The following is a 24,486-nucleotide window of genomic DNA, read 5'->3' as shown; positions in this document are numbered from 1 at the left end:
CTTTAGCTTCTTTAGCTTCTTTAGCTTCTTTAGCTTCTTTAGCTTCTTTAGCTTCTTTAGCTTCTTTAGCTTCTTTAGCTTCTTTAGCTTCAGTGTTCGCGACCTGTTCTTGAGATGCAACCGCATCCATCATTTTTTCATCAGCTTCTTGTGCAAAAACATTGGTACTCATTAGTACATTTAACACAACGATCGAAGCGAAGGATTTGCTTGTAGTTATGTCTTTCATATTTTTAAGAAACAAACTCATACCCCATCTGCTCAATATTTTCATTTTGGCAAATCATAGCATTAATAAAAGATTAGAGCTGAATAACGAGATTTAATTCATTCGACCTGTATGCATTTAAACGTTTAAATCCACCATAAACTAAACCCGAGTTCTACATCCTGTAAAACTCGGGTCGATGAGGTTGTGCTTTTCAAAAATCATATTATTGTTTTATTGGCTTTCCTTTCCTACATCATCTCCATGATGATTTTCCGTCGGCGTCGTCTTCCATATTGGGATCATTCCATTCCCACTCCCTGTGCCGATAAGCTTAGATTACGCTTAAGCTCGCTTCGTGACTATGGGTCAACAGACACATTCATTGTAAGCAATTTCTTACACGCATCCATTCACACTTGTTTGCCATCTTTATAATCTTGCGCAATTTCATCTGTCACTTGTTTCTCTTCTTTCTCAGCTTTCGCAATACCTTCTTGAATCGCCTCCTGAGCCTCTTGCTCATCAGCATCCGTCTGTTCTAATTCTTGCTGTACTTGCTCAAATTGTCGTCCAGTTTGTAAAACAACGTACACAGGAAAGTGATCCGAACCAATATGCGGTAATCGCTCCATTTTCACCAAAGCAAAATCAGTGCTGTGGAATACATGATCGAGTGACCATCGTAATAGCGGATAGTCCGCATGGAAGGTATTGACATAATGACGTCCAACACGCGGGTCTAACAAACCACTGATACGTTGAAATAGTCGTGTGGTACGAGACCATGCCACATCGTTTAGATCTCCCATGACAATGCAACTTTCATCCAAGTCTTTAATTTGATCACCGACAATCAACAATTCAGCATCACGTAATGTAGAGTCTTTGGCTTCAGTTGGACTCGGCGGTTTGGGATGTAAACAATATAATTGAACTGGCTGTCCAGAACGCAATTTCACTGTGGTATGAATAGAAGGAATCTCATTACTCAGTATGAATTTGACTTCGGTATCACTCAATTCCAACTTACTGTAGAGATGCATTCCATAGAGATTATCTAAAGGTACTGGAACACGATAAGGATAATCCGCCTCAATGACCGAAAGTTCATTCTGCCAGGTTTGGTCTGTTTCAAGCGTCAATACGATATCGGGTTGATGCTGATGAATCTGTTCAATCAAACGATGATATTCTGTATTTGGTGTTAAAACATTCGACACAATTAAAGAGATTTGCTTTGATGGATCAAGTTGATCTGGTTGGACCTGTTTCACCTGTTTTTTCCAAATTAAGGTATAAGGCAAAACCATCTTCAATTGATATGCTAATGCAGCAATTAATCCAACAAATATGACTTGGCGTCTTAAATCCCATTCCCCATCCCAAATCAACAGGAGGATAAATGCGATAAAGCCTAGGGCTAAAATTTGTAGTCTTGGAAAATCGGCACCTCGAAACCACCACTCATCACGCGGAATCAAAGACCAAAAACTTAACCAAATCACAACAACAGCCAGTATCTCAATCCATAGCATAGCGCTTCTCTTTATATATTCTTAATTTTTCGATGATTCATAAATTTATATTAGTTTTGCATGTAACATAAACAAGATATATTGCACAATATATTTGCTGTTTTGATTGTGTACCACTTGCAGTTATACACTCTTTTGATACACTCGAACCCCCTTTTTTATTTTAACGCACCGAGGCAAAGTGACATGAAAGTAGGTCTGGTCGGTTGGCGCGGGATGGTTGGTTCCGTCCTTATGCAACGTATGGTTGAAGAGAATGATTTCGCTCAATTTGAGCCATTCTACTTCTCTACCAGTAATGCAGGTGGTGAAGCCCCTGCGTTTGGTGGTAAAACTGCCCCAGCACTTATGGATGCGACAGACATTAATAGTCTGAAGCAAATGGATGTCATTATTACCTGCCAAGGTGGTGATTATACCACTGAAGTTTTCCCTAAGTTGAAAGCTGATGGTTGGAATGGTTACTGGATTGACGCTGCATCTACATTGCGTATGGACGATGAAGCAATCATCGTATTAGATCCAGTCAACATGAATGTGATCAAAGACGGTTTGGTAAAAGGTACGAAAACATTTGTAGGCGGTAACTGTACTGTTTCATTGATGTTAATGGGTCTTGGTGGTCTGTTCCAAAACAATCTTGTTGAATGGGCGACTTCAATGACTTACCAAGCTGCTTCTGGTGCGGGTGCGCAAAACATGCGTGAACTCATCACAGGTATGGGCTATTTGTATAACAATACAAAAGATCTATTAGACGATCCACGTTCTCCAATTTTAGATATCGACTCTAAAATTGCTGAATTACAGCGTGGTGAAGGATTCCCTTCAGCAAACTTCGGTGTACCTTTAGCAGGTTCTTTAATTCCTTATATCGACAAACAGCTTGAAAGCGGTCAATCGAAAGAGGAATGGAAAGGTCAAGTTGAAACCAATAAGATTCTTGGTAATTCACAAATTGTACCTATTGATGGTCACTGTGTACGTATTGGTGCAATGCGTTGTCACTCACAAGCATTGACTTTAAAACTTCGTAAAGATGTTCCTTTAAATGAAATTGAAGACATCATTGCAAGTGCAAATGACTGGTCTAAAGTTGTGCCGAACACACGTGAAGCATCAATGACTGATCTTACACCTGTTGCAGTAACTGGCACGCTTACAGTTCCAGTAGGCCGTTTACGTAAACTCAATATGGGTAAAGAGTATTTAGGCGCGTTCACTGTTGGTGACCAATTACTTTGGGGTGCTGCTGAACCTTTACGCCGTATGCTACGCATCTTGATTGACTATAAAAATGCTTAATATTTAATAGTCACTTCAATAAAAAGCCGGTCTGATTAGATCGGCTTTTTTTATGCAATTTGAATTGATTAGAGCTTGGAGTGCTATTTGAAAGGAAATATTATGACATCGATACAAAAAACAGTTAAATTACAATCTCATCACTTCTTATTTCGAACATCTTGATCGATACATAATGATGAACTGAGAATATAAAAAATCGAGATTAAAAACAGTCCAATATTTCGAGCACTCAGGTATTAGATTTGCAATAAATTCATTGAATTCAATGAAGGGGAAAAATTATGTTGTATGTCATTCCATTTGTCGTCTTGCTGTTAATCGCACTGGTGCTCAAAAAACGTGAGGATAAACAAAAAAATGGTGACACAGGATCAACAAAATCTAAAAAAAATGTGAGTGTAAAACGCGCTAAGAAAAGCCCCAAAACTCGTTCCACCCCACAACAAGCCTATTCACAGCATGGTCATGGCGCACCACAAGACTTAAGTGCCGAACCAGTGGCTGATGAACTTAAAGCCAGTATTGAATACTTAATTCAATCAGAAAGCTATATGTCAGCCGAAGCAAAAATCAATCAAGCATTGAATCGCGATCCTAGACAACATGAGCTTTACTCGTATTTGATTGATATTCACATCTTACAGAATGATGAATTTGCTTTAAAACAATTGAGTAATTATTTACGCTCCACTGGATTACATTACATTGCGGATGAAGCTGAAGACAAACTTAAAGCTGCAAAAGAAGCGGAACGGAATAAAGAAATTGCGAAAGAATCACGGGATATATCGAACACCGAGAATCAGCCTCGTCATGCTGCACAGTTTCATAGCACCAGTTTTATAACTGAAATCCCTGCAGTGCAATCAGAACAAGCTTTTGATCATCTCATCAAGTCTCAGGATGAACAACATAGCTCTCAGGAAAGCACACCCACTGAAACAAATGAGACCACAGAGCAATCTTCTCTTCCTTCTCAAAGCTCAACATTTGTGTTTGAAACAGAACAATACCCACATCCCTTACAAGCCAAAGAGAAGAAAAGCACTCCTGAGGAAGAAACTGAGCATGTCTCTGCTGAACCTACTGCTCATTTTGTATTTAGCTCAGAACAGCTGGATTTAGCAGAAGAGTTTACGCTCAATAAAACCAATGAAGAAATCATTGACCAGCTCCCTTCTGATCAGGCTGAAAATCAGCAGGCAACTGAACAACAGACTCCATCGCAAAACGAGCATTTTGAACTCGATTTTTTTATGGAAGATACACCGCAACCAACCTCACAACACCCATTCGAGCAAGATGATGAGAAGACTCCTGCATCAAAAGAGCAAACACCTTTAGAATTTATAACGACAGATTTAACTTTCGAGCCAAATGCTCAAACACAGACTGAATCTGAAACAACCAATCAATCGACTGAAGATCGTGCCCCCTTAGAGTTTGATTTAGATTTCTCCAGTTTTCAGTCTGAAAATAAATCACAAACAGCATCAGTGCACTCAACTGATGCTGAGAACCTTGCTTCAGAAAATGAGTCCATCCAAAATCTCGACTTCACACTTGATTTAAGTCAAGAATGGGTTGAAAAAACAGATCTCTCTCATTCAGCACTGAGCTCTTCTCCATTAGAAAAAAATCCACAAGAACTGAATATTGAAATAGATCCATTGGAATTTAGCTTTTCAGATCAGTCGGAACAGCCTCATTCTCAAACAACATCTAAGGATGAACTCACTTTTGATCTTTCAGATGATTTTAACTTTGATGCTGAAACATCTAGCTCAGCAAAAGTTTCAAAGCAAAGCGTGAATGATCAGATTTTAGATTTTGTAACTTTCGACTTTGAGGAAAATCTTGATTCAAAATCTACAATAGAAAGCTCAATTGAACCGACAAACGAGTTTAATTTTGACCTCAATTCATCAGATGAAAATGTAGAAGTGCAACAGAATCATTCGCATGAAACATCTGCGATAAAAATGAATCCGAATCGTCCTGATGATCCTCTTGTACAACGTTTTCCTGAATTACTCAACGTTGATGAAATTCAACTTAACTTAGATTTAGCGGATCAATACATTAAATTTGGCGCGTTTGATGAAGCAGAAAAATTAATTACGGAATATGAATCGCATTACAATGACGAACAAAAAATGCGTGCAGCAAAACTCCGAGAGAGCATGGAATCTGATTCCAATTAATCTTAATATGAAGCAGTCTAATCAGGCTGCTTTTTTTATGAGTTCAAAAATAGCTTTAATCTATATGGGTGGGACATTTGGTTGCGTTGGTGAACCTTTAGCGCCTATGCCTGCTGCCGATTTTTTCCCGCAATTAAAAGAAATTTTGCCCGTTCAAAATCCAATAGAGCTTGTTCAGGCTCATGAGATTAAAGACAGTAGTGCATGTACGGCGCGTGATTGGTTGCTGTTAATCCAAAAAATTCAACAATTGCAAGCTAAACAATTTCAAAATTTTATTGTCATTCATGGTACCGATACCATGAGTTATGCTGCGGCTATTCTTTCTCGATTTCTCCATGATACGTGTCGAGTCATTATCACAGGTAGCCAATTTCCTCTGCTCAATCATGCAGCGACATCTTTGCATCCATCGAGCGATGCTTTAGATAATCTGAATCATGCCATCCAATATATGGAAAATGTGTCTGATGGTGTTTACTTATGCTTTAACCATCAAATTTTTCATGCCAGAACTGCAGTCAAGACTCATCGCACGGCACTAAATGCATTTTGTGGTGAAGCATTTACAAATGTCATCAAGCCCATATCAAGTTCTTTTGTCGACATTACTGAGCAACATATTGAACGCTCGACACAACTCAATATTGCGAATCTGAGTCTTCGCCCCATTGAAATCAAATTATTCAATCAGCATTTAACGCGTTTTATCGACAACTCGCCTCATGTACTCATACTTCAAGCATATGGAACCGGTAATTTAGCAATTAATGCGGATACCACAGATATTTTGAAGCAGCTTCGTGCCTTAGGCTGCCATATTATATTAAGTAGTCAGGTCATGTTTGGAGAATTAGATCAACGCTATGCAATTAGCAGTTGGATTCAAGCATCTGATATTTTAATAGACGATACACTCAGTGATGCCGATCTTTATGCCAAAATTCTAAAAATGTATTTACAATACCCTTCCACAGATCAATGGTTAAAACATTGGTATGATTCATCAAATTAGAGGTTCAAATGCCGCGTTTTGCAATCGGAATTGAGTTTAGTGGCGTTCGGTATCGAGGTTGGCAAACACAGCAACCTGGTGTGCCGAGCGTACAAGAAACCATGGAAAAAGTGTTGAGCAAAATTGCTGATGAACCCATCATTTTGCATGGTGCGGGTCGAACAGATGCAGGTGTTCATGCCACAAATATGGTGGCTCACTTTGACACAAATGCAATACGTCCAATTCGTGGCTGGCTTATGGGGGCTAACAGTACACTCCCTAAAGATATTGCCATCCAATGGATTCAAGAAATGGATAGTGATTTTCATGCACGCTTTAAAGCGCAGGCTCGCCGTTATCGTTATGTCGTTTATAACAGCCCCATGCGCCCTGCCTTACTCCATAAACAAGTAACGCATGCTTATTACCCACTTGATGTAGATAAAATGATTGCTGCAGCCTCAAAATTTGAGGGTACTCATAACTTTGAAAGTTTTCGAGCTGCTGCGTGTCAATCCAACCAACCTGTACGCCAGGTGAGCCATTGCAAACTCATCAAACACGGTGCTTACCTTGTTCTTGACATCCAAGCAGATGGTTTTTTACATCACATGGTTCGCAATATTATGGGCTGTTTACTGGAAATTGGTCAGGGGATGTACGACATTGACCATATTGATGAAATATTCGCAGCAGAAGACCGTAAAGCAGCAGGGATCACAGCACCACCTGACGGCCTTTACTTTATCCAAGCACACTATCCTGAAGAGTTTAACTTGCCTAAAGTTCCGCTAGGCCCTCATTGGTTAAACATGCCTGAATAGATTTTTTATTTTGAATTGAAAAAAATCCCTTCATAAGAAGGGATTTTTTTAGCGCTGTTTACGCTTACGATATTCAACAGGTGTCTCATTGGTCCATCGTTTAAAGGCACGATAGAACGTACTTGGTTCTGAGAAACCCGTAAGATAGACAATTCTCTCTACGCTTTCATTGGTATTTGCCAAAAGTTTTTTAGCTAAACGACAACGATAGTCAGATAAAATTTGCTGGAAGCTTGTATTAGCTTCACTGAGCTGTGTTCTCAAACGACGTGGGGTAATATTCAACTGAGCTGCCACAGTTTCTAGCGTTGTTTCTCCACTCTCAAGTGTTGATCCAATAGCACGGCGCACCTCACCCACTAAATCGTATCGAGCCAACTCCTGTAATTTTTCAATCGCCAACTGCTCATGCAGTTGAAGTAATTCTGGCTCGGCTTGCCAAAGTACATAATCTAAAATTGCAGGATCAAAATAAAGTCGCGTTTCTTTTTGGCCTAAACTTACCGGGCACTCATATACACGGAAATACTCATCGTCTGAAGCACCCTCGCTAAAGTTAAAATCGATATATATAGGTTGAAAACGACCTTCAGTAATAAATTTGAAGAATCTTAAAATGCCTGAAATCGCGCACTCAGAAAAATGACGATTGACTAGGTTTTCAGAGAAAGGTTGTTCACCATTGGTTAGGTAGCAACGATCATCTTCAATGACCAACTTGGCATGAAATGCATCACTGATTAGACGTTGATACGCTAAAGCCCTTTTCAGGCCTTCGCCAAAATTTTCAGATGAAATAAAAAGATGTTCAATCACTTGACCACGATACAGTGGTAAATGCTCACCTAAATGTAGACCAATGTCTGGATCTTTACTGACTTCTTCGGCAGCAACCCAGAAAGCGTACTGCGCGCTTAAAGGCGTACGCGCATTTTGATCTACTTGATTTAAGGCCACACCCGCTTTTGTTAAAATTTCTTCTGTGGGCAATCCAGCACGACGAATTGCTTGATAACCTAATCGTAGAACAACCGAAGCATCAGTTAGCTGACTCACGCAGTGCCCTTCCTTGTATGTTATTAATATTTACTTAAAACTTATGAATTAGATTACAGTCGATTGACCAAACTGACAACATAGTTAAGCATTTTTTTGTTTAAAAATTTTATTTGTTTGTTCGACAAGTTTGACCATAGAAACGCCGACTGAACTTGGTTTAACCTTGTTTTTTTCTAAAATTTTGCCTATAATTTGCGCCTTTCCAATTTGATCATCAGGTAGGCTATGGCCAATAAAGAGGAACTTATCGAGTTCGAAGGCGTTGTCACCGAAACGCTTCCTAATACTATGTTCCGTGTACGTTTAGAAAACGGTCACGAAGTAATTGCACACATTTCTGGTAAAATGCGTAAACACTATATTCGTATTTTGACTGGCGACAGTGTTAAAGTTGAAATGACACCTTATGACTTATCTAAGGGTCGCATTACTTACCGTGCACGCTAAGTGTTAGTAAGCGAAAAGCCACATTGAGTGGCTTTTTTTGTTTTTGTACTTTTATTTTATGAACTACAGGAGATTCACTCTACTAAAGCAATCGTCTGTCTTTGTGAGAAGACCAATACTCATATGTTATAGAATAATTAAACTCACTATTTATTCATTCACTATCCAATCAAATATACCAACAAAGCCCATTTACACATTCAACATAAAAAATCTTCGTATCGCTCCACTATTTCATGCATTAAATCAATTGTGGTTTTCGCTCATTTGCATATTTACACTTTTCCTATTAACGACATGCCAAACAGCAAATTTTCAGAACAAAAAAATATGAACACTTATGTTTCACAATTTGTAGGGCAAGATATCCAACATATGCGTGAAAATATCAATTTGAATTCTTTTAACATTAAACTGAAGCCTAATCCTGTGATTCGAGATGAGCGGGAAATTTTCAGTTTTGAACGTATAGTCAACACCGCGATTCCAATAGGAAATTCGATGAAAGATGAAAATGGTTTTATGATTCCTGTACAGACAACTTCAGTAAGTCAGTACTACGATAACCTAATGACTTGCTCAAGTGTTTTTAGCTTAAAAAAACAATATCGCTTTCAAAAGCTCGGCAATAAAAAAACGCAGCTCATAGGCTGCGTTTTGAATGAATCAACTGAAATTAGTTAAGCGCTGCAACAACTGCTTCACCCATTTCAACTGTCCCGACCTTCTTCATGCCTTCAGACATAATGTCAGCTGTACGTAAACCTTGGTCTAAAACATTCCCTACTGCATCTTCAATCGCTTTTGCTGCAGCTTCTTGACGGAACGTATATCGAAGCATCATTGCAACAGATAAAATTGTTGCCAATGGGTTTGCGATATTTTGACCTGCGATATCTGGTGCTGAACCATGACAAGGCTCATACATCCCTTTACCATTTTCATCTAATGAAGCTGATGGCAACATACCGATTGAACCAGTCAACATCGCAGCCTCATCAGACAAGATATCACCGAACAAGTTACCTGTTACGATCACATCAAATTGTTTAGGTGCACGAACCAATTGCATTGCTGCATTGTCAACGTACATATGTGACAAGTTAATGTCAGCATACTGTTCAGCATGTAACTGAGTTACTGTTTGTTTCCAAAGCTCAGTGACTTCAAGAACATTTGCCTTATCCACTGAACACACTTTACCACCGCGTAGTTTCGCCATTTCAAACGCCACTTTAGCAATACGTTTGATTTCTGACTCTGCATATACGTCGGTATTAAAGCCTTGCTTCTCACCATTCTCTAATTCGCGAATACCACGTGGTTGACCGAAGTAAATACCACCAGTTAATTCACGGACAATTAAAATATCTAAGCCTGAAACAATTTCAGGTTTCAAACTTGAAGCATCTGCCAATTGAGGATACAAGATCGCTGGGCGCAAGTTAGCGAAAAGGTTAAGTTCGCTACGTAATTTCAATAAACCACGCTCAGGACGAATTGAGCGCTCAATTGTATCCCACTTCGGACCACCAACAGCACCTAACAAAATCGCATCTGCTTTTTTTGCTTGTTCAGAGGTAACTTCTGGATAAGGTGAACCATGCGCATCAATTGCAGCGCCACCCAATAAACCTTGTTCCCATGTTAAATCTAGATTGAATTTTTCATTGACACGGGTGAGGACCTGTTCAGCTGCTTTTACAATTTCAGGACCAATGCCGTCACCAGCTAAAATCAAGATTTGTTTAGACATGAGATTTTCCATTTATAAAGTTAGTATGAACTAACGTGTTTTTAAATTTTTTTGTTCCACAAACTCACCTAGTCCATTGAGAACATTATAGGGTTTGCAGAAACGACGAATGGTTTGTTGCTCTTGCAACAAGTCAACACATAATGGCTCTGGTGCAGAAGCATCAAGTAAACTTTTTTTCCCACTGCTTCGATCTCTAAACATTACAAATCGGTAATCTTTTTTTGCTTCGAAGCGATGGATAACATTAATAGTTTCTGCTTTTTCCTCTGAAATCGGATAAAAGCGAACCACCACTTCATGCAGTCCAGCAGGAACTGAAAGATATAAGGCTTGCGGATCTTTCAAAGAGTCAGCATTTAATCGCACCATACCTTGCTTGATCGCACGCTGATCTAATCTTCGAGATTGAGCATCAACAATGGGATGCTCATCGAATCTTTCAAACTCACAATTCAACGTTCCTGAGCAATAAATCAAAGCATGATTTCTGGTTTCAGGCGTTTCTTTAATCTTTTTCAGTTGTAATCGGTCTACGGTCTGACAAGCGGATAAAACGGCGACAGACAATCCGAAAAACGCGTAGCGTAATAAAACTTTTGCCTTCATTTGTGCCCAACCTCACCAAACGGCGCAAAACTAAAAGAATAATTTTGCACCGATATTAGCAAGACTTGAATCAGAGCACTATAGCTTTAAGTATCAGTTACGCTTTGATTTCTTGGAATACCCATGGGCGAACAGCTTTAGTTCTTTCCTCATAAGCACGAATGTCTTCTGCCGCTTGTAACGTTAAACCAATATCATCTAAACCATTCAACAAACAGTGCTTTCTGAATGGATCAACTTCAAATTTAAATGCTTCGCCTGTAGGCGTACGCACTTCTTGTGCTTCAAGATCAATCGTTAACTGATAACCTTCTTGTGCTGCACACTCTTTGAATAATTGATCCACAATCTCTTCAGACAAGATCACTGGTAACATGCCATTTTTAAAGCTGTTGTTGTAGAAAATGTCTGCATAGCTTGGTGCGATTACGGTACGGAAACCATATTCTTCTAAAGCCCATGGCGCATGTTCTCGGCTTGAACCACAACCAAAGTTGGCACGTGAAATCAAGATTGAAGCACCTTGATAACGTGGTTTGTTCAACTCAAAATCTGGATTCAAAGGACGTTTTGAGTTGTCTTGCCCCAAGTAGCCTTCATCTAAATAACGTAACTCATCAAACAAATTCGCGCCGAAACCTGTACGCTTAATTGATTTCAAGAACTGTTTTGGAATAATTAAATCTGTATCGACATTGGCACGGTCTAAAGGTGCAACGATACCTTGTTCAACGGTATATTTTTTCATGTTGTTTGCTCCTCTTAGAATGAACGTACATCAACAAAATGACCCGCAATTGCCGCTGCTGCTGCCATCGCTGGACTCACTAAATGTGTACGACCACCATTACCTTGACGACCTTCGAAGTTACGGTTTGAAGTAGACGCACAGTGCTCACCCGGTTGTAATTTATCTGCGTTCATTGCTAAACACATTGAGCAACCCGGCTCACGCCATTCAAAACCAGCTTCTATTAAGATTTTATCCAAACCTTCAGCTTCTGCTTGTGCTTTGACTAAGCCAGAACCCGGAACAACCATCGCTTGCTTAATCGTGCTTGCAACTTTTTTGCCTTTTGCAACTTCAGCTGCCGCACGGATATCTTCAATACGAGAGTTGGTGCAAGAACCGATAAATACGCGATCCAATTTAATATCAGACAATGCTTGACCCGCGGTTAAGCCCATATATTGATAAGCACGTGTCCAGTCGTTGCGTTGTACGTCATCTTTCGCTTGTTCTAATGTAGGAACAGCTGCAGATACTGGAATCACCATCTCAGGAGATGTACCCCAAGATACTTGTGGCTCAATCTCTTCACCTTGTAATACAACAACAGTATCAAAGTGCGCACCTTCATCAGAATGCAATGTATTCCAATATGCAACTGCTTGATCCCACTGCTCGCCTTTAGGTGCGTATGGACGACCTTTTACGTATTCAATGGTTTTTTCATCAACAGCAACCATACCAACACGTGCACCGCCTTCGATTGCCATGTTACATACTGTCATACGGCCTTCGATCGACATATCACGGAATACTTGGCCGCCAAACTCAATCGCATGACCAGTACCACCAGCAGTACCAATTTTACCGATAATCGCTAAAACCACGTCTTTTGGTGTTACGCCTTGACCTAATTTACCGTCAACACGCACCAACATGTTCTTCATTTTCTTTTGAACTAAGCATTGGGTTGCCAATACGTGTTCAACTTCTGATGTACCAATACCGTGTGCTAAACAGCCAAATGCGCCGTGTGTTGCAGTATGTGAGTCACCACACACTACTGTCATACCTGGTAAAGTTAAACCCTGCTCAGGACCAACTACATGTGCGATCCCTTGGCGGATATCGTTGATATCAAACTGTGCAACATTAAACGTTTTACAGTTGTCATCTAAAGTTTGTACTTGGATACGTGATGTATCATCTTCAATACCTGCAATACCTTCAGAACGCTCTTTCGTTGAAGTCGGAACGTTATGGTCAGGTGTCGCTACGTTAGCACTTAAACGCCAAGGCTTACGACCTGCAAGTTGCAAGCCTTCAAAAGCTTGTGGAGAAGTCACTTCATGCAACAAGTGACGATCGATATAAAGTAAAGAAGAGCCATCATCGCGTTGTTTAACTAAATGATCGTCCCACAATTTATCGTACAACGTTTTTTTTGTTTGAGTTTCTGCTTTTTGGGTTTCGCCTGCCATGTCGATTTGCTCCACTGGACTGGGTAATTCTGTCATTAATTACGATTATAACGGCCTATTCACATAAATCTAATTTATCATTTTTATTAGTTTAAAAACTTTTTAGAATCAATTTAAACACAAAAACCATCTATAAAAACGATTAATTTAAAAATAATATTCGCTTTTACAGATTAAATAAGAATGCTTATCATTTAAACATCTCCAAGATCACCACCAACTGAGGATGTTCACATGGCACATATTCAAAAATTTGTTGAAGATAATCAACGCATGTTCAAAAAAACATTAAGCTACTACATTATGCACATTACGGTAGCCATGATTGTAGGCTACCTTGTCACAGGCAGCATTTGGATGGCAATTACTTTGAGTTTACTTGAGCCTACTGTACAAGCCGTGGCTTATTTCATTCACGAACGCGTGTGGGAGAAAAAAACGATACAACAGGAAGAAAATATCGTCGCATAGTTTCACCTGTGATCCTCCTCATCTAAGCCGCACTATGCGGCTTTTTTTGCAACAGTTTATGAAGAATTACTTCGCAATAGATATAAATTTATTTTATAATTAAATAATATTTTCATAACCGAGTTTAAATTATGAATCTTGCTGCCTTTGAAGCTTTTATAAAAGTCATGGAAACGGGTTCGATTTCTATGGCAGCTGATCAACTATTTATCACTCAGCCCGCTGTTACCAAACGTATTCATAGTTTAGAAGATTATTTTGGTGTCAAATTATTTGAATCTGCTGGCCGAGGTGTACAAGCCACCCATGCGGCTCATTCCCTGCTTCCTAAAGTTAAAAATTGGTTAAATGAACTAGGTGATATTCATCACACCTTAAGCCACGACCAAAATCAGATTAAAGGAAAGCTTAAAGTTGGTACCAGCCATCACATTGGATTACATCATTTACCGCAACATTTAAAAAGCTATGTTCAGCAATATCCTGATGTGACATTAGATGTGCATTTTGTAGATTCAGAACAAGCGCATGAAAAAGTGTTAGCTGGTGATCTTGAACTGGCATTCTTAACCTTACCCCCTGTCCTAGATGAACGTTTAAAATATGTTCCTTTATGGAGTGATCCATTAGTCTTCGTTGCTGCAGTTTTTCATCCATTGGCAAATATGAAAAATTTAAGCCTTGAAGATCTCATGCAGTACCCAAGTTTATTACCTGCAGCTCAAACATATACAGCGCAGATCACCCTTGCAGAATTTGAAAAAAATGGATTAAAACCTAAAGTGTCCATGAGCAATAATCCGCTTGAATCCATTCGCATGTTGGCTTCTATTGGGTTAGGTTGGTCTGTCTTGCCAAGTACTTTAGTCAATCAAGACCTGGTCAGACTGGATATTAATTTAGAAATGCAGCGTCAATTGGGTATGGTTTGGCATCCGGGACGCACCCAATCTAAGGCAGCCAAAGCATTGGTTGATTTAATGAAATAATTTCAGCACTCGATATTTAAAAGTCATCTAATAAGATGACTTTTTACTTTTAAAGACAAGTGAGCTACTTAAGCTTTTTTCTTCAATGAATCTTCATGTAAAGACTCATTGAGCTGATCGATAATTAATGCCCATGAACCATCTGAACATAATTTTTCTTTCAAAAATTGACGTTGACCTTCAGACCAAAAACTTGCTTCAGTCAAAAAGGTTTCAGCTTCTAACTGATGTGTTTCAATAAATTCTGCAATAGCTTGCTCGCTAGAATCCAATCCTAATTGCTCAAATAAGTTAGTCATTCTTGGCTCTGCATTTAGCATCGTGTATTCCTTATGATTTTGATTAATTTTAAGTTAGTTGTTTGCGCATAAGGTATCACCAAGCGATGAAAGCGTCTGTAAATTTATGCTGAATTTCATCTCAAGTTATTTCAATGCTGATCAATGAAAAAAAGCCATTGATACAATGGCTTTAGCAATTTTTAATTTTGAGAATAAAATTGTCTTAAATGGACCAGTCTTGGATATCCCAACCCTGCTCTTTAGCCAATACTTCAAGACGCTCATCTGGATTGACTGCAATCGCATGATCCGCATATTCCAATAAGAATCGATCATTAATGGAGTCTGAATATGCCCATGATTCAGTAACTTCTCGTCCCTGGAGCCATTGATCTAATCGTGCCAATTTACCTTTTTGATAACAAGGAATATTAATGACTTTACCCGTATATTTACCATCAACCACTTCTGCATTGGTTGCAATAATTTCTGTAATACCAAATTCACGAAAAATAGGTGCAGTAATAAAATCTGATGTTGCTGTAATCCCTACTAATTGATGCCCAGCATCTTGATGACGTTGAATCGCTTTATAACCTTCAGGACGCATTTGAGGTCGAATCACTTTTTGCATAAAAAGCTGATGTAAGTCGGTCAAATACTCATTGTCATGTTGCGTTAAAAATTCAAATACAAATTCGTTGTAGGCAATTGGATCAAGTTGTCCTGCTTTGTAGTCTTCATAAAATTTGTCATTCATGGCGCGATGTCGAACTGGATCAACCAAGCCTTCATTGACTAAAAACTCGCCCCAAGAATGGTCAGAGTCGGTATTTAACAAGGTGTGATCTAAATCAAACAACGCCAATTTCATGAAATTACTCGTTCAAACTGAAATTTAAGAAAAAAAATGTAAATCTATCTCCGCTAGTCGATAGAAATTCGTTAAGATCATAGCAATTTTAAAACATTATTACTTTGAACTTTTCGAGTTGGGCATAGAGAGTGGATGCCCCCGAACCCAAAGTCAACGAATTTAATAAATTTTAGGTGCCAAATGATCGACTCAGAAGGTTTCCGACCGAATGTCGGGATCATTTTGGCAAATGATATTGGACAAGTTTTATGGGCAAAACGCATTGGTCACAATGCTTGGCAATTTCCTCAAGGAGGCATCCAATTTGGTGAAACTCCAGAACAGGCACTTTTCAGGGAACTCCGTGAAGAAGTCGGGTTATTGCCGGAGCACGTCCAAATAATTGCTCAGACCGAAGGTTGGTTACATTATCGTTTGCCACTTCGCTACATCAGATCAGATTCTGATCCTGTGTGTATCGGACAAAAGCAAAAATGGTTTTTATTGAAATTAGTCGCGTCAACGAATCATATTCAGTTGAACTTAAATGATCCGCCAGAGTTTGATCAATGGCAATGGGTCAGCTATTGGTATCCACTAGGCCAAGTGGTGAACTTCAAAAAAGATGTTTACCGTCGTGCCATGTTGGAATTGTGTATGCATCTGCCATAGCATGATTTATATTAAACATTGAATTTAAATGTTTGATTTTTATTTCGACTATTTGAATAATCACCATAATTACATCCCTTTAAGAGGAGCACCGCTACATGTCGAACATGCAATTAGACTCTTTACGGCGCATTGTCCAAGAAATCAATGCGTCTGTCAGTTTGCATGATTCGTTAGAAATTATGGTCAACCAAATTTCTGAAGCAATGCATGTAGATGTGTGCTCTATTTATTTACTTGATGAACGTAACCAACGTTACGTTTTGATGGCTTCCAAAGGCTTAAATGCTGAATCTATTGGCAATGTCTCACTGCAGCTGGGTGAGGGTTTGGTCGGACTCGTTGGGCAACGCGAGGAAATCGTCAATATCGAGAATGCGTTTAAGCATGAGCGTTTCGCGTATTTCCCAGAAACGGGTGAAGAGATTTATAACTCTTTCCTTGGCGTTCCTGTCATGTATCGTCGAAAAGTCATGGGTGTTCTCGTGGTTCAAAATACTGAACCACAAGACTTTAGCGAAGCTGCTGAATCGTTTTTAGTCACACTTTGTGCGCAACTTTCTGGCGTTATCGCCCATGCGCATGCAGTTGGAAATATTGATGTTTTCCGTAAGCCAAATAATTCTCCAACCTATAAAACATTTCAAGGATCATCAGGTGCAGGTGGTATTGCATTAGGTCGTGCACTTATTCTTTATCCACCCGCAGATTTAGGTTCAGTACCTGACCGCGAAGCTGAAGATATTAGTGAAGAGCTTGAATTACTTGATCATGCGGTTGATTCAGTTCGCCAAGAAATTCAATCACTTGATGATAAAATGCAAGATTCTTTGATGTCTGAGGAACGTGCATTATTTAGCGTATTCTTGAGAATGTTGGATGAGAATGCCCTGCCTGCTGAAATCAAAGAGTTAATCCGTGATGGTCACTGGGCTCAAGGTGCAGTTAAACACGTTATTGATCGTCATGTGGCAATCTTTGCACAAATGGAAGACGATTATTTACGAGAACGTGTTGCAGACTTAAAAGACCTTGGACGTCGCATTTTAGCAGCACTTCAAGAAGATGATTTAAGTCACCGAGAACTGAGTAATGACAGTATCATTGTGGGTGAAGAAATCAGTACGGCAGCATTGGTTGAACTTCCTGTCGATAAGATTGCAGCGATTGTGACGTCTGAAGGGGCTGCCAATTCACATATGGTGATTGTGGCACGTGCTTTGGGTATACCGACAGTCGTTGGGGTCACCGAACTTCCGGTGACTACCCTTGATGATGTGGAAATGATTGTTGATGCCTATCAAGGACGTGTATTTATCAATCCACCACGCCGTTTACGTCAACGTTATCGTGACATCCAAAAAGAAGAAGAACAAATCGCCAAAGATCTTAAACAGTATGAAACCAAAGATGCCATCACTCCTGATGGTGTTGCAGTACGCTTATTTGTGAATACAGGTTTAATGATTGATGTCGTGCGTGGTGTACAACGCGGTGCCAAAGGTGTCGGACTCTATCGTTCAGAAATTCCATTTATGTTGCGTGATCGTTTCCCGGGTGAAGAAGAGCAACGGGCGATTTACCGTCAACAACTTAGTCACTTTGCCAATAAACCAGTCGTGATGCGTACTTTGGATATTGGTGCAGATAAAGATTTACCTTATTTCGAAATAGAAGAAGAAAACTCAGCATTAGGATGGAGAGGGATTCGTTTTACCTTGGATCATCCTGAGATTTTCTCTTCACAAATTCGTGCGATGTTAAAAGCCAGTGTCGGCTTGAATAATTTGCATATTTTGCTGCCAATGATCACCAGCGTCAGTGAAGTAGAAGAAGCGCTTTATATTATTGAGCGTGACTTAGCTGCGGTTCAGGAAGAAGAACAAGTTAAAATTAATCGTCCTAAAATTGGCATCATGGTGGAAGTACCTAGTGTTTTACTTCAAATTGGTGAGTTTGCAGAATTAGTTGATTTCTTCTCAGTGGGTTCGAATGATTTAATCCAATATTTGTTGGCAGTCGACCGTAATAACCCACGTGTATCGAGTGTTTATTCTCACTTCCATCCCTCAGTGCTTCGAGCATTGCAACGCTTAGTTCAAGAGTGTCATAAATATGACAAACCTGTCAGTATTTGTGGTGAAATGGCTGGCGATCCACTCTCAGCAATTTTACTGATGGCAATGGGCTTTAATACACTTTCAATGAGTTCGAGCAATATTCTCAGAGTCCGTAAAGCAATTTGTCATGTTCCAATGGTAGATGCGCAAACGCTTTTAGATGAAGTGGTGAAAATGAGTAATCCACTCATTGTGAAAAGTTGGATGGAATATTATTTCCGTCATCATGGTTTAGCGGATATGGTGAAATCGAATCGTATTGTAAATGCCTAATATGAATCTCGGTTTAAGCAGAGAAAGAGCTGAGTAACAACATGATCAATTGGCTTTTTTTATCTTCATGTTGATCGTAGCGATCTCGGTAATTCTATTTCATTTATATGTTAGTAAATTAAAAAGTAGTTCAACACCCAATAAACCTATTTCAAATCATACGCTAGGTCATGGCTCAACGATGAATTCTGAACACCAAATGGGCGAATCATCATATGTAGATATAGATTATGGTGGAAGTAGTGGTGGAGCAGACTAACCTTCACGTGTTTAGGCATATAAAAAAAGGGAGATAATCATTCGAACATCTCCCTTTTTTGTGCTTGCTGTAGCCACGTTTTGCATCTTTCTTACGATCTATAAACACTTGGCTTTTGTTGACCTCATGCATATGTTTCGCCACAAAGTTGTGAATCACAACCTCTGGCAATGCTTTTTTCTTTGCCATTTTATATTACCTTCAGTTTAATCACCCTAGATGATGGGAAAGCGATATTACGCTTTTTTGTACATTATACAAGCAAATTCATAATGGTTTTTTCAATGACATTCATCGAATGCATACAATGTTTAAGATTAGCTCTGCCATTTTTCTATGTTAAATTAATCAAAAACTCGAGCACCCGAAGGTACTCTTACTCAGCATAGAAAGGACTAAATCTTCATTATTTCGGTAGAAGACTAAATGTACCTCGATGATGATTAAATTTTCCATCTGGCATTGCGATATTTTGGTAAATGATCTTTTGCTTTTGATCGATGACTAATACAACATTTTCTTTAGTCGCATCATCTGTCCAATACACCATAAACTGCTCAGGTCCAACCTGTGTGGCTAAATATTCAATATTGGCAGATGTATTTTGTCCTGATGTGATATTTAAAAGACTTTGGTCTTTGAATTCAAGACGCTGCGTTTGACCATTGATGTTTAACGCCAAAGTCTGTCCAATAGCGAAGAATGGTTTGTTCAATACTTGTTGTAAACCGATGTCCTTGATTACACCTTTGACGCCCTGTATTTTGCCTTTAAGATGAATTGTTCCATCATTCCCAGCAATGTTGGTGTAAACGATATCTCGATTATAATCTTGAATATGAACGACATTATCTCCTGATTTATCCTCATGCCAATAAACCATAAAAATATTTTTAGCAATCTCAACAGGTGTGTATTTTACCGCTTCAGAAAGATCTGGCCCAACTGCGCCACCGGCACCTGTAAAAGTTAGGTTTTGATGGTCTTTGACATCAAGATCAAATTTCAAACTCGTAAAATTGACTTGAATTTTTTGTCCTATTGGCGGATAAGGAGATGCAACTTTCCAATCGGTTTCTTTGGCAAATACTTGTGCAGACATTTTTAGCACTTCTTCACTCGACTCAAGATCTGGATACTTTGCTTTCATATATCCAAAAATCCCTTCCGAGCTTTGATTTTCAGTAACTGCTGTTTTAAAGTTCGTTAAATACCCTTTAATCCAATCCAATGGCTTAGGTGAAAAGTCACTTTTTACATAATGACCTGGGATCACTTTTTCAGGATTTAAACTCAGTATTTTATCAATTTGCTTCTTCCAAAGATCGATCCCTTGCACACCATTGGTATCGGCCATCCACAAATGCTCACCATAAGCGACCGAAATACCACCCAATGCCGTTTTTAAACTTGGAATCCATAAGAAACTATGTGCGGAATCTTCTGGATCAAGTTGGACTTGAATCTTTTGCCCATCTAATTCCATATATCCTGAATTTAAGGCTTCAGGAATAATAATCTTTTCAGGGGCATCGCCTTTTGCTAATTGTGGCTGCCAAATTGATAACTTATCTTCTTTAGAGGCTTGTATCAAATAAGCTGTCTGCGCGGTTGAAACAACCTTAGCATTTGGAAATGCTTTTAAAATTTCATTGGTTCCAAAATAATAGTCAGGGTCACTATGGGAAATATAAATATATTTTAAATTTTTACCTGATTTCTTAATCAGATTGACTACGTCTTTAGCGTATTGATTCTGAAATTGAGCATCGACCAAAATAGCATCTTTTTTTCCTGAAATTAAAGTTGATGCAACGGCAAAAACAGCATCCTCGCCAGGAGTATAAGTCTGCAAAGTGAGTGGAGATGGATTTGATGAATCTTTTGGACTTTTATCATCAGAATCATTACAGCCACTTAAAGCAATGGTGGTCACAAATAAACTAGTGGTTAGGAGATTTTTCATATCAGCCTCATAAGATAAATTTATCTATGGTTCTTATTGATCTTTATTTTTTAAATAAGCTTTAAAGCAAAAGTGCCATATTTCCCCTCGTCATACTGCGGATGTGGCAGTGCAACAAGACGAATTAAAAGCTTATTGAGGTAGAAGAAGGATGAGAAGTACTTACGGTTTAGTAAGTAAAAAAATCGAATTTACAGTTAAAATATTAGACTGATTTGCAACAATAAATTCCACGATAAAAAATGTTAACTTTAGTATCTTGAACTTTGAATACCTGTTAATACAGACAATACTCACTGAACAGCCATCTCTAATTTTTTCTTATTCATGGGCTAAGGCTTCAATTGGTTTTAAGTTTGCAGCACGTTTAGCGGGCATATAACCAAAGATCAAACCAACCAGCGTTGAAAATAGCAGTGCGATAATAGCAACTGACCATGAAAATACCATCTTATAATCTGAGCTAATCGCATTAAAAATAAAACTGGCGATCAAGGCGATCGCAACACCAATTACGCCACCAATTAAACATAAAACTGCAGATTCAATCAAAAACTGAGCCTGCACATCGCTTTGGCGAGCACCAACTGCTATTCGTAAGCCAATCTCCTTAATTCGCTCGGTCACAGAAACGAGCATGATATTCATCACACCAACGCCACCTACGACCAATGAAATGAAGGCTACTGCAGAAATAAAGAAGGTCATCGTTCCTAAATATTTTTCAAAGGACTTCATAGACTCATCGCTGTTATATATATCAAAATCCTCCACACCATGACGAGCAATCAATAGCTGCCTTACTTTCTTTTCAGCTTTTACTGAGTCAGTATTTTGATGAAGTACTGCAGTCAGCAGATTGACATTATCACTACTTGAAATTTGTGACATCAATACATTATAAGGCATCCAAATTTGTGAAGAACCTGAGCTATATTGAGGTTCAGCGATTCCAACAACTTCATAAGAACGCTTATTAAATAAGACTGTTTTACCTAAAGCTAATTTTTGCTGTCCAAATAATTTTTCAGCAGCTTGCTTATCAATCACTACGATTTGGGAACGCTGTTCAACATCGCTCTGTGTAAAAAAGCGACCATATTGAACTTTCATGTTTCTAATTTTTAAATAAAAACCATCTGCACCTGTTGCACTCACATCAATATTACGATTTTGATAAATCATGTTCCCACTTAAACTGACATGTGGAGAAACATGGATAATTTCTTTCATCTCATTGAGTGCATTTAAATCATCCATATTTAAACGGCTGGCAGATGCAGCTAAAGCTGTTCCACCTGGATAAATCTCAAGTGTTGCTGTTTTCAATCCCCCCCAATCATTCAAAAATTTTTCTTTTGCTCCATTACCAATCGCAATGACAATGGTGACTGAGCAAATGCCAATAATAATCCCTAGCATGGTCAAAAATGACCTTAAACGATTGGCGAAAATTGAGTGCAAAGACATTTTCATCGCTTCATACACTTGGGAAACAAAGCTGAATTTCATGTCCGCATGAAAAACTTTTGATGGAGAAACTTGCCCTAAAGATTTACGCTGCGTATCCGAAAGAATGCGTCCATCTTTAATTTCAATGACACGATCTGCACGTTCTGCAATACTTTTATCATGAGTAACTAAAATAATCGTATGCCCTTGACGGTGTAGATCTTCCAAAATTTGCAAGACCATTTCACCACTTTCAGAATCCAAAGCGCCTGTGGGTTCATCGGCTAAAATAACCTCACCACCATTCATAAGCGCGCGGGCAATACTGACTCGTTGCTGCTGTCCACCCGACATTTCATTGGGTTTATTGTCACTCTTATCAGCTAAACCGAGCTGAGCTAAAAGTTGCAGTGCTCGATCCGCACGGTTTTCTGCATTCAAATTTGAATAAATCGCGGGCAAGGCGACATTCTCTAAAGCAGATAAAGCATTCAATAAATTATAGCGTTGGAACACAAACCCAAAACTTTTTAAACGTAACGATGAAAGCTCATCATTATTCAATAAGGAAATATCTTGTCCACGAAACAGAAACTGTCCTGAAGAGGCTTGATCCAAACATCCAAGTAAATTCATTAAAGTAGACTTACCTGAACCTGATTGCCCAATAATCGAAATAAACTCACCCTGTTCAATACTGAGACTGACATCTTTTAGGATGTGTTGTTGATTATTTTCTGGACCTACAAATTTATTTATTTTTTTTAGTTCAATCAAACTCATTAAGTATCGCCTGATGTATTCGCACTATCGTCAGGTGCCTCTGCCAAAATTTTTTCACCCAACTTTAAACCAGACTTGATTTCAATATCATTTGAGTCAGAAATTCCAGTCACGACTTTTCTTGGTTGAGGTTTTGTATCAGGTTGATAGAGGTAAACAATGGCATCTGATCCATATCCAATCACCGTTGTTTTCGGAATTTTCAGCACATTCTTTTTTTGATTTACAATAATGTCATTTTGGGTTGTCATACCGATACTGAGTTTACGCTCAGGGTTGTCCACCAACATTCTTGCATAGTAGAACACTGCTGCATTCGCATTTTCATTTTTATCGTCGTAAGTTCCTTTGGTCAGGGTCGTTAAAGCAGGATCAATACTTTGAATCACACCATCTAAATTCACATTGGGGTCTGCCAAGGTGCTAAATTTAACTGGCATGTTTTCTTTTAATTTAGTGTAGTCACCTTCTGCGACCTGCATTCGGATTTCCATCTTATTCAAGTTGGCGATCGTCGCGATCAAAGGTGTCGTTTGTGCAAAGTTAATGGTTTGACCAGCTTCAACAGGCATGGAAACCACGGTACCCGTCAATGGAGAGCGAATCTGTGTGTAGCCCAATTCAGTTTGTGCTGTATTCACATTAATCTGTAATTGTTTGAGCCGATATTCATTTGACTCAACATCTGCAATCGCTTGTTTAAGCTGATTATTCGCCTGTTCGAGCTCTTCACGAGAGCCTGCTTCAGCTTTGTATAAGGTTAATTTACGCTGATAGTTTTGTTTTAAAGTTTGTAAAGTGACACGTTTCGCTGCCAAGTCTGCCTTCGCAGCTTCAAGTTCGGCTTTACTGGTATTGAGCTTGTCCAACTGTGTTGTCGAGTCAATTTCAGCGATTAATTCGCCTTTTTTTACATCCTGTCCTAACTTGATATACAGCTTTTGAATTTGACCTGAGACTTGTGCACCCACGGAGACAATATCAGATGCATAAATTTCACCTGTGGCTTTAACAATCTGCGTTAGATCACCTTGAGTGACTTCAACGGTCTGCGGTTCTGGCTGCTTTTTTTGTGACTGAATATAGAAATAAACAAAAAGAGCTAAAGCAACCAATACCACTAAGACCAAAAAATACTTTAATTTTTTTGATTTTTTTTGCATGTGCATAATGACGAATAATCTTTATTGAGGAGATAACTTT

At 38.9% G+C, this 24,486-nt stretch carries 24 protein-coding genes; 11 read left to right on the top strand and 13 right to left on the bottom strand.

Annotated features, from left to right (window positions below):
* A partial coding sequence (locus AC1M9J_RS09480; RefSeq protein WP_481592407.1) for a hypothetical protein occupies positions 1-250 on the bottom strand: 250 nt, incomplete at its 3' end.
* A gap of 371 nt (positions 251-621) precedes the next feature.
* Positions 622-1,746 (bottom strand): endonuclease/exonuclease/phosphatase family protein, encoded by a 1,125-nt coding sequence (locus tag AC1M9J_RS09475; protein WP_035264120.1) that lies wholly within the window; start codon positions 1,744-1,746, stop codon positions 622-624.
* Positions 1,747-1,932: 186 nt separating this feature from the next.
* Here AC1M9J_RS09475 and asd point away from each other — a divergent pair, with 186 nt between their 5' ends.
* The 4 genes from asd (at position 1,933) to truA (ending at position 7,079) form a co-directional block, all read left to right on the top strand.
* The gene (gene asd / locus AC1M9J_RS09470) at positions 1,933-3,051 is read left to right on the top strand and encodes an aspartate-semialdehyde dehydrogenase (RefSeq protein ID WP_481596217.1); all 1,119 of its coding nucleotides are present in this window, start codon (positions 1,933-1,935) and stop codon (positions 3,049-3,051) included.
* A gap of 284 nt (positions 3,052-3,335) precedes the next feature.
* Positions 3,336-5,258 carry a hypothetical protein gene (locus AC1M9J_RS09465; RefSeq protein ID WP_481952211.1) on the top strand — a complete coding sequence of 641 codons (1,923 nt, stop codon included), beginning with the start codon at positions 3,336-3,338 and terminating at the stop codon, positions 5,256-5,258.
* Positions 5,259-5,295: 37 nt separating this feature from the next.
* Complete coding sequence (locus AC1M9J_RS09460) at positions 5,296-6,273, top strand: asparaginase domain-containing protein (RefSeq protein ID WP_481596215.1); 978 nt, start codon at positions 5,296-5,298, stop codon at positions 6,271-6,273.
* Positions 6,274-6,281: 8 nt separating this feature from the next.
* Positions 6,282-7,079 carry a tRNA pseudouridine(38-40) synthase TruA gene (gene truA / locus AC1M9J_RS09455; RefSeq protein WP_481952210.1) on the top strand — a complete coding sequence of 266 codons (798 nt, stop codon included), beginning with the start codon at positions 6,282-6,284 and terminating at the stop codon, positions 7,077-7,079.
* A 48-nt stretch (positions 7,080-7,127) separates the two neighbouring features.
* On the opposite strand, the gene AC1M9J_RS09450 is transcribed toward truA, so the two are convergent.
* Positions 7,128-8,135 (bottom strand): AraC family transcriptional regulator, encoded by a 1,008-nt coding sequence (locus tag AC1M9J_RS09450; RefSeq protein ID WP_035264130.1) that lies wholly within the window; start codon positions 8,133-8,135, stop codon positions 7,128-7,130.
* 228 nt (positions 8,136-8,363) lie between these two features.
* On the opposite strand from AC1M9J_RS09450, the gene infA reads away from it, so the two are divergent.
* Both infA and AC1M9J_RS09440 read left to right on the top strand, forming a co-directional pair.
* On the top strand, positions 8,364-8,585 hold the full coding sequence (gene infA / locus AC1M9J_RS09445; RefSeq protein ID WP_004692529.1) for a translation initiation factor IF-1: 222 nt from the start codon (positions 8,364-8,366) through the stop codon (positions 8,583-8,585).
* Positions 8,586-8,915: 330 nt separating this feature from the next.
* Positions 8,916-9,269, top strand: a complete 354-nt coding sequence (locus AC1M9J_RS09440) for a hypothetical protein (protein ID WP_481596214.1) — start codon at positions 8,916-8,918, stop codon at positions 9,267-9,269.
* On the opposite strand, the gene leuB is transcribed toward AC1M9J_RS09440, so the two are convergent.
* The 4 genes from leuB to leuC all read right to left on the bottom strand — a co-directional run bounded on the left by leuB (position 9,262) and on the right by leuC (position 13,161).
* Positions 9,262-10,341 carry a 3-isopropylmalate dehydrogenase gene (gene leuB / locus AC1M9J_RS09435; protein ID WP_481596213.1) on the bottom strand — a complete coding sequence of 360 codons (1,080 nt, stop codon included), beginning with the start codon at positions 10,339-10,341 and terminating at the stop codon, positions 9,262-9,264. The two genes, AC1M9J_RS09440 and leuB, sit on opposite strands and share 8 nt — an antisense overlap.
* Before the next feature lie 30 nt (positions 10,342-10,371).
* A complete protein-coding gene (locus tag AC1M9J_RS09430; RefSeq protein ID WP_035264152.1) occupies positions 10,372-10,950 on the bottom strand; it encodes a hypothetical protein in 579 nt (192 codons plus the stop codon).
* 97 nt (positions 10,951-11,047) lie between these two features.
* Positions 11,048-11,698: a 3-isopropylmalate dehydratase small subunit gene (gene leuD / locus AC1M9J_RS09425; RefSeq protein ID WP_481588649.1), complete on the bottom strand. Its 651-nt coding sequence runs from the start codon at positions 11,696-11,698 to the stop codon at positions 11,048-11,050.
* A gap of 14 nt (positions 11,699-11,712) precedes the next feature.
* Positions 11,713-13,161 carry a 3-isopropylmalate dehydratase large subunit gene (gene leuC / locus AC1M9J_RS09420; protein ID WP_481613195.1) on the bottom strand — a complete coding sequence of 483 codons (1,449 nt, stop codon included), beginning with the start codon at positions 13,159-13,161 and terminating at the stop codon, positions 11,713-11,715.
* A gap of 234 nt (positions 13,162-13,395) precedes the next feature.
* Here leuC and AC1M9J_RS09415 point away from each other — a divergent pair, with 234 nt between their 5' ends.
* Positions 13,396-13,632, top strand: coding sequence for a DUF2061 domain-containing protein (locus tag AC1M9J_RS09415; protein ID WP_035264169.1), 237 nt, complete (start codon positions 13,396-13,398; stop codon positions 13,630-13,632).
* A gap of 131 nt (positions 13,633-13,763) precedes the next feature.
* Positions 13,764-14,621 (top strand): LysR family transcriptional regulator, encoded by an 858-nt coding sequence (locus AC1M9J_RS09410; protein ID WP_035264171.1) that lies wholly within the window; start codon positions 13,764-13,766, stop codon positions 14,619-14,621.
* Positions 14,622-14,689: 68 nt separating this feature from the next.
* On the opposite strand, the gene AC1M9J_RS09405 is transcribed toward AC1M9J_RS09410, so the two are convergent.
* Together AC1M9J_RS09405 and AC1M9J_RS09400 are read right to left on the bottom strand one after the other, a co-directional pair.
* Positions 14,690-14,941 (bottom strand): DUF2789 family protein, encoded by a 252-nt coding sequence (locus AC1M9J_RS09405; RefSeq protein WP_035264173.1) that lies wholly within the window; start codon positions 14,939-14,941, stop codon positions 14,690-14,692.
* A gap of 184 nt (positions 14,942-15,125) precedes the next feature.
* Entirely contained in the window at positions 15,126-15,776 is a 651-nt protein-coding gene (locus AC1M9J_RS09400; protein WP_481593406.1) for an HAD family hydrolase, read from the bottom strand.
* 183 nt (positions 15,777-15,959) lie between these two features.
* On the opposite strand from AC1M9J_RS09400, the gene AC1M9J_RS09395 reads away from it, so the two are divergent.
* The 3 genes from AC1M9J_RS09395 (at position 15,960) to AC1M9J_RS09385 (ending at position 19,082) form a co-directional block, all read left to right on the top strand.
* A complete protein-coding gene (locus tag AC1M9J_RS09395; protein WP_035264177.1) occupies positions 15,960-16,430 on the top strand; it encodes an RNA pyrophosphohydrolase in 471 nt (156 codons plus the stop codon).
* Between the two features lie 98 nt (positions 16,431-16,528).
* A complete protein-coding gene (gene ptsP, locus AC1M9J_RS09390; protein ID WP_035264179.1) occupies positions 16,529-18,823 on the top strand; it encodes a phosphoenolpyruvate--protein phosphotransferase in 2,295 nt (764 codons plus the stop codon).
* A gap of 67 nt (positions 18,824-18,890) precedes the next feature.
* Positions 18,891-19,082 carry a hypothetical protein gene (locus AC1M9J_RS09385; protein WP_481596210.1) on the top strand — a complete coding sequence of 64 codons (192 nt, stop codon included), beginning with the start codon at positions 18,891-18,893 and terminating at the stop codon, positions 19,080-19,082.
* Positions 19,083-19,085: 3 nt separating this feature from the next.
* On the opposite strand, the gene AC1M9J_RS09380 is transcribed toward AC1M9J_RS09385, so the two are convergent.
* The 4 genes from AC1M9J_RS09380 to AC1M9J_RS09365 all read right to left on the bottom strand — a co-directional run bounded on the left by AC1M9J_RS09380 (position 19,086) and on the right by AC1M9J_RS09365 (position 24,452).
* Positions 19,086-19,271 carry a DUF7230 family protein gene (locus AC1M9J_RS09380; RefSeq protein WP_481596209.1) on the bottom strand — a complete coding sequence of 62 codons (186 nt, stop codon included), beginning with the start codon at positions 19,269-19,271 and terminating at the stop codon, positions 19,086-19,088.
* A gap of 217 nt (positions 19,272-19,488) precedes the next feature.
* Positions 19,489-21,048: a MoaF-related domain-containing protein gene (locus AC1M9J_RS09375; RefSeq protein ID WP_481596208.1), complete on the bottom strand. Its 1,560-nt coding sequence runs from the start codon at positions 21,046-21,048 to the stop codon at positions 19,489-19,491.
* 321 nt (positions 21,049-21,369) lie between these two features.
* Positions 21,370-23,283, bottom strand: a complete 1,914-nt coding sequence (locus AC1M9J_RS09370; RefSeq protein ID WP_481596207.1) for an ABC transporter permease — start codon at positions 23,281-23,283, stop codon at positions 21,370-21,372.
* Entirely contained in the window at positions 23,283-24,452 is a 1,170-nt protein-coding gene (locus tag AC1M9J_RS09365) for an efflux RND transporter periplasmic adaptor subunit (protein ID WP_481952209.1), read from the bottom strand. The genes AC1M9J_RS09370 and AC1M9J_RS09365 overlap by 1 nt, the downstream gene beginning before the upstream one ends.
* Positions 24,453-24,486 lie beyond the last annotated feature (34 nt).

It is taken from the genome of Acinetobacter sp. ANC_7588 (assembly GCF_056783995.1).
Note: the sequence above shows the minus strand (reverse complement) of the source record. Positions and strands in the feature narration are given on the sequence as shown.